2 protein-coding genes and 1 pseudogene are annotated in these 6767 nt (G+C 68.7%); all 3 read left to right on the top strand.

The genetic code is table 11. The features are described from left to right. The first annotated feature begins 32 nt into the window (after nt 1-32). Nucleotides 33-3152, top strand: a complete 3120-nt coding sequence (locus OZ671_RS31715; protein WP_268864397.1) for an efflux RND transporter permease subunit — start codon at nt 33-35, stop codon at nt 3150-3152. Nucleotides 3153-3155: 3 nt separating this feature from the next. Further along, nucleotides 3156-6260, top strand: coding sequence for an efflux RND transporter permease subunit (locus tag OZ671_RS31710; protein WP_268864396.1), 3105 nt, complete (start codon nt 3156-3158; stop codon nt 6258-6260). A gap of 274 nt (nt 6261-6534) precedes the next feature. Next, nucleotides 6535-6767, top strand: a pseudogene (locus tag OZ671_RS31705) (OmpA family protein); the annotation flags it as partial.

Here is a 6767-nt window from a genome sequence, read left to right as displayed (position 1 = left end):
GGCGGCGAGCCGCGCACACGGGCGGCAACCCCATGAACGTCTCCGCGCCCTTCATCCACCGGCCGATCGCCACCTCGCTGCTCGCGGTGGCGCTCGTCCTGGCCGGGGTGCTGGGCTATCTCAGGCTGCCGGTCTCCTCGCTGCCGCAGGTCGAGTTCCCGACCATCCAGGTGACGACGCTTCTGCCGGGGGCCAATCCGGAAACGGTGGCGGCGCTGATCACCGCGCCGCTGGAGCGCCAGCTCGGCCGCATCCCCTCGCTCGCCACCATGACCTCGGCGAGCTCCTTCGGCCTGTCGCAGGTGACGCTGCAGTTCGACCTCGACCGCGATATCGACGCCGCCTCGCAGGACGTGCAGTCGGCGATCAACGCGGCGGGCTCGGTGCTGCCGCGCACCTTGCCCTATCCGCCGACCTATTCGAAGGTGAACCCGGCCGACGCGCCGATCGTGACGCTGGCGATCACCTCCGAGACGGCGCCGCTGGAGCGGCTCGCCGACATCGCCGATACGCTGCTGGCGCAAAGGCTCAGCGAGATCTCCGGCGTCGGCCGGGTGACGGTCGCGGGCAACCTGAAGCCGGCCGTGCGCATCCAGGCCGATATCAGCCGCCTCGCGGCCTATCAGATCAGCCTGGAGGACGTGCGCGCCGCCATCGTCGCCGCCAATGTCGCCGGCCCGAAGGGCTCGCTCGACGGCCCGCGCCAGTCCTTCACGATCGCGGCCAACGACCAGGTCACGGCCGCCTCGGCCTACCGGTCGGTGATCGTCGCCTATCGCAACGGCGCGCCGGTTCTGCTGTCCGACGTCGCCACCGTCAACGAAGGCCTGGAGAACGCCCGCGTCGGCGCCTGGTACCAGGGCCGGCCGGCGATCGTGCTGGATATCCAGCGCCAGCCCGGCGCCAATGTCGTGCGGACGGTCGAGCGGGTCTTCGCCGAGCTGCCGCGGCTGCAGCGCGCCCTGCCGAGCGGGGCCCGCCTCACCGTCGTCAACGACCGGACCGGCACGATCAAGGCGTCGATCCACGACGTGCAGCTCACCCTCGCCATCGCGGTCGGGCTGGTCGTCATGGTGGTCTTCATCTTCCTGCGCTCCTGGCGCGCGACCGTGGTCGCCGGCGTCGCCTTGCCGCTGTCGCTGATCGCCACCTTCGCGGTCATGTCGCTGATCGGCTTCTCGCTCGACAACCTCTCGCTGATGGCGCTGACCATCGGCACCGGCTTCGTGGTCGACGATGCCATCGTCATCATCGAGAACATCGTGCGGCGCATGGAGCGCGGCGAGCCGCCGTTCAAGGCGGCGCTCGAGGGCTCGCGCGAGATCGGCTTCACCATCGTCTCGCTGACCATGTCGCTGGTCGCCGTGTTCATCCCGCTGCTGTTCATGAGCGGGCTGGTCGGCCGGATGTTCCGCGAATTCGCGCTCACCCTCACCATCGCCGTGGTGGTCTCGGCGGTCGTCTCGCTGACGCTGAGCCCGATGATGTGCAGCCGGCTCCTGAAGGCGAAGCCGGAGGCGGAGGGCGGGCCGCGCACCGACTGGAGCACCCGGCTGATCGATGCCTATGGCCGCAGCGTCGCCTGGGTGGTGGACCGGCCCGCCGGCATGCTGCTGCTGACGGCAGCGACGCTGGCGATCACCGTCTGGTTCTACGTGATCATGCCGAAGGGGTTCCTGCCGGCCCAGGATACCGGCGCGCTGTCGGCGATCCTGCAGGCGGGGCCCTCGACATCGTTCGCCGAGCTGAAGCGCCTGCAGGGCGAGGCGACCGAGCTGTTCCGGGCCGATCCCGACGTGTCGGGGCTCGTCTCCGTGGCCGGCGCGGCCGCCTCCAATCCGACCACCAATGTCGTGCGGATGCAGATCTTCCTCAAATCCCGCGACGACCGGGATGACACGGCGGCCGACATCGCTGCGCGCCTGCAGCGGGCCGCGCTGCAGAATCTCACCGGCCTGACGGTGACGGTCCGGCCGGTCTCCGACATCCAGATCGGCACCACCGAGAGCCGGGCGGCCTATCAGTATACGCTGGTCGGCACGTCGCGTCCGGAGGTCGTCGACTGGGCGCGCCGGCTGGCCGAGCGGATCGAGGTCGAGCCGCATTTCCGCAACGTGTCGCTGGAGGTGCAGGATGGCGGCGGGCGGATCACCGTGGTGATCGACCGCGACGCCGCGGCCCGGCTCGGCGTGTCGATCCAGGCGATCGACGACACCCTCTACGACGCCTATGGCCAGCGCCAGATCTCGACCATCTACGCGCAGACCAATCAGTACCGGGTGATCCTGGAGGCCGAGCCCGGCCAGGCCCGCGATCCCGCCGCGATCTCCCGCCTCTACGTGCCGGCGGTCAACCAGTCGACCGGCGCGAGCGTGCCCATCCCGCTGATGGCGGTGGCGCGGGTCGAGCGCGGCACGGCGCCGCTGATGCTGACCAATCAGGAACAGTTCCCGTCGGCGACGGTCAGCTTCGACCTCTCGGACGGCGCCTCGCTGAGCGATGCGGTCGCGGCGATCGGCGCGGCGCGTGCCGAGCTCGGCGTGCCGGATTCGGTACACGGCGACTTCACCGGCGAGGCCGCGGAATTCGCCCGTTCGCTCGCCGGCCAGCCCTGGCTGATCCTGGCGGCGGTGGTGGTGATCTATATCGTGCTGGGCGTGCTCTACGAGAGCTACATCCACCCGATCACCATCCTGTCGACCTTGCCTTCGGCCGGCATCGGCGCGCTGCTGGCGCTCTGGCTCACCGGCAACGATCTGTCGCTGGTGGCGCTGATCGGCATCATCCTCTTGATGGGCATCGTCAAGAAGAACGCCATCATGATGATCGACTTCGCCCTCGAGGCGGAGCGCGAGGGCGGGATGACACCGCGCGCGGCGATCATCGAGGCCTGTCGCCTGCGCTTCCGGCCGATCATGATGACGACGCTGGCGGCGCTGTTCGGCGCCTTGCCGCTGGCGCTGCAGCAGGGCACCGGCTCGGAACTGCGCATCCCGCTCGGCATCACCATCATCGGCGGCCTGCTGCTCAGCCAGCTGCTGACGCTCTACACCACGCCGGTGATCTATCTGGAGCTGGAAAAGCTGCGGCTCGCCTTCGGCGGCAAGGTGCACGTGCCGGGGCGGATGCCGACAACGACGCCGGGGGAGTGAGCCATGGGCTTCTCCACGCCCTTCATCCTGAGGCCGGTGGCGACCACATTGCTCGCCGCCGGGCTCCTGATGATCGGGCTGACGGCCTATCTGTTCCTGCCGGTGGCGAGCCTGCCGAGCGTCGACATCCCGACCATCCGGGTGCAGGCATCCCAGCCGGGCGCCGACCCGGCGATCATGGCGGCGACGGTGGCCGCTCCGCTCGAGCGCCGGCTGGGCGAGATCTCGGGCGTCACCGAGATCACCTCGACCACCTCGCTCGGCGCGACCTCGATCGCCGTGCAGTTCGAGCTCGGCCGCAACATCGACAGCGCAGCGCGCGACGTGCAGGCGGCGATCAACGCCGCGGCGACGGACCTGCCGTCCAACCTGCCGTCGCTGCCGACCTTCCGGAAGTTCAACCCGGCGTCGTCGCCGATCATGATCCTGGCGCTGACCTCCGACACGCTGCAGACGAGCGCGCTCTACGACGTCGCCGACAGCGTGCTCGCGCAGCGCATCTCGCAGCTGCCCGGCGTCGCCGACGTGACCGTCACCGGCGCCGAGCAACCGGCCATCCGGGTCCGGGTCGACCCCGGCGTGCTCGCGTCGATCGGGCTCGGCATCGACGCCGTGCGCACCGCCATCGTCGCGGCCAACACGCTGTCGCCGGTCGGCAGCGTCGAAGGCGACACGATCAGCTATTCGCTCGGCGCGAACGACCAGATCACCCGGCCCGACGACTACAAGGCGCTGATCCTGCGCACCTCCAACGGCGACGTGATCCGGCTCGGGGCGATCGCCGACGTGCGCAACGCGACGCGCAACTCGCGCAATGCCGGCTGGTACAACGGCAAGCCGTCGGTCACCATGATCATCACCAAGCAGGCGGGGGCCAATGTCGTCGAGACGGCCGACCGCGTGCGCGCGCTGCTGCCGGAGCTCCGGCGCTGGATCCCGGCGGGCGTCGACATTTCGATCATGAACGACCGCACGACGACCATCCGGGCGAGCGTGCATGAACTCTACCGGACGCTGGCCATCTCGGTGGTGCTGGTGATGGCGGTGGTCATGGTGTTCCTGCGCCGCCTGAGGGCGACGGTTGCCGCCGGCGTCACCGTGCCGCTGTCCTTGGCCGGCGCCTTCGTCTGCATGTGGTTCGCCGGCTTCTCGATCGACATTCTCTCCCTGATGGCGATCATCGTCGCCGTCGGTTTCGTCATCGACGACGCCATCGTGATGATCGAAAATGCCGACCGGCACGAGGCGATGGGGCTGGCACCGCTGCAGGCGGCGATCGAGGGCGCGCGGCAGATCGGCTTCACGGTCGTGTCGATCAGCCTGTCGCTGATCGCAGCGTTCATTCCGCTCCTGTTCATGCAGGGCGTCATTGGCCGGCTGTTCAGCGAATTCGCCTGGACCATGGTGTTCGCCATCGCCGTCTCGGCGGTCGTGTCGCTCACGGTCACGCCGATGATCGTGTCGCGCATGAAGCCGGCACGGCAAACCCGCCCCTCGCTCGCCGGGCGGATGATCGACGGCATCATCGACGCCATGACCCGCAGCTACATGGCAACGCTCCGGCCGGTGCTGCGCTATCCCGGCCTGGTGACGCTGGTGCTGGTCGCGACCATCGCGTCGACGGTCGTGCTGTTCCAGCGTCTGCCCAAGGGCTATTTCCCGCAGGACGATACCGGCCTGCTGATCGCCTGGACCGAGGCCTCGCCGGAGATCTCGTTTCCGGCCATGCGCGACCTGCAGGTCAGGGTGAATGCGATCATCGCCAACGATCCGGCGATCGCTGGCGCGTCCTCGTCGGTGGGCAGCAGCGGCTTCGGCGGTTCGGTCAACAATGGCCGCCTGTTCATTTCGCTCAAGCCGCTGGAGGAGCGCGGGGTCGAGACCCAGGCGGTGATCACCCGGCTGCGCCGCGCTTTGTCGGTCATTCCGGGGATCAGGGTGTTCATCGTCCAGGCCCAGGATCTGCGGGTCGGCGCGCGTTCGGGCAAGTCTCAGTACCAGTTCACCCTGTGGGATGCCGACTACGACGAGCTGCAGGCCTGGGTGCCGCGCATCGTCGAGGCGGTGCGCAAGGTGCCGGGGCTCGTCGACGTCTCGACGGACCAGGAGCGCGGCGGGCTGCAGACGGCGCTCGACATCGATCGCGTCGCGGCGCAGCGGATGGGCGTTCCGGTCAGTGCCATCGATGCGGCGCTGGCCAGCGCCTTCTCGCAGCGCCAGATCACGACCATCTATGGCCCGCGCAACCAGTACAAGGTGATCCTCGAGGTCGAGCCGCAATTTGCGCGGAGCCCGAACGACATTTCGCGGATCTACGTGCCGGGCACCGGCGGCGTGCAGGTACCGCTGTCGACACTGGTTTCGGTCAAGACCACCACGGCGCCGCTGGTGGTCAACCATCAAGGGCCGTTCCCGTCGGTGACCATCACCTACAATCTCGCCGAAGGCGCCGGTCTCGACGAAACCATGGCAGCCCTGCGCCGCGCGGTCGACGATCTGCATCCGCCGCAGGGACTGCGCACCGAATTCGCCGGGGACGCCAAGGATTTCGCGCAGAATTCCGGCGGCCAGGCGATGCTGATCATCACCGCCATCCTGGTCATCTATATCGTGCTGGGCGTGCTCTACGAGAGCCTGATCCACCCGTTGACCATCCTGTCGACCCTGCCGTCGGCCGGGCTCGGCGCGCTGCTCGCGCTTGGCGGCGCCGGCATGGAGCTGTCGGTCATCGCCATGATCGGCATCATCCTGCTCATCGGCATCGTCAAGAAGAACGGCATCATGATGGTCGATTTCGCCATCGAGGCGACGCGCGACCAGGGGCTTTCGCCGCGCGAGGCGGCGCTGGAGGCCTGCCGCGAGCGGTTCCGGCCGATCCTGATGACGACGCTCGCGGCCATGCTCGGCGCCCTGCCGCTGGCGCTCGGCACGGGGCCCGGATCGGCGCTGCGCCAGCCGCTCGGCGTCACCATCATCGGCGGCCTCATCGTGTCGCAGGTGCTCACCCTCTACACGACCCCGGCGCTCTATCTGGTGCTGGAAAATCTCAGGCTCCGATTCGCCCGCAAACCCGATGCGGCCACTGCGCTTGCCGCCGATCCGTCCTGACCGGCCGGCGCCGTATTGCTGCAGACGAGGAACCGCTGGCTGGCTGCGACGTTCATGTCGGCACCGGACCAGCGGCAATGCCGGCCGGTTTCGTTGCCTGATCTTGGCAAGCTCGCATCGGACCGGATTGCGTTCAGACTTGCGCGGCGGATGCCCGAGTTCTGCCACAAGGTCTGCGTGATCTCACCCAGATGACGCCGCCTTTGCCATATGCGATGCAGAGTGGGGCTCTAGTCGAGTGATCGCGCGTTGCTTCGCCGCGAGAAGGGGAAACATGTCTAAGACCAGAGAACTGCTGCTGGCAGGCACCATGTTGCCGGCGCTCACGCTGTCCCAGCCGCACCTGGCGGTCGCGCAGACGGTTCCCGGATATCAGATGCTGGCCCAGGCTCAGAACGAGCAGGATCCGCGCCGGCAACGCCCGCCGGGCGGAGCGCCGCAACAGCAGCGTCCGCCCGAGCAGCATCGTCCGCCTGCGGCCCAGCCCCCGCAGCAGCGCCAGGCGCC

The organism is Phreatobacter sp. AB_2022a, from assembly GCF_026847585.1.
In the GTDB taxonomy this organism is placed as follows: Bacteria; Pseudomonadota; Alphaproteobacteria; order Rhizobiales; family Phreatobacteraceae; genus Phreatobacter.
The sequence above is the reverse complement of the archived record's forward strand: the minus strand, read 5'-3'. Positions and strand labels throughout refer to the sequence as shown.

Coding starts and splice junctions, on each gene's coding strand:
- OZ671_RS31715 (WP_268864397.1), top strand. CDS start 33: ATGAACGTCTCCGCGCCCTTCATCCACCGGCCGATCGCCACCTCGCTG.
- OZ671_RS31710 (WP_268864396.1), top strand. CDS start 3,156: ATGGGCTTCTCCACGCCCTTCATCCTGAGGCCGGTGGCGACCACATTG.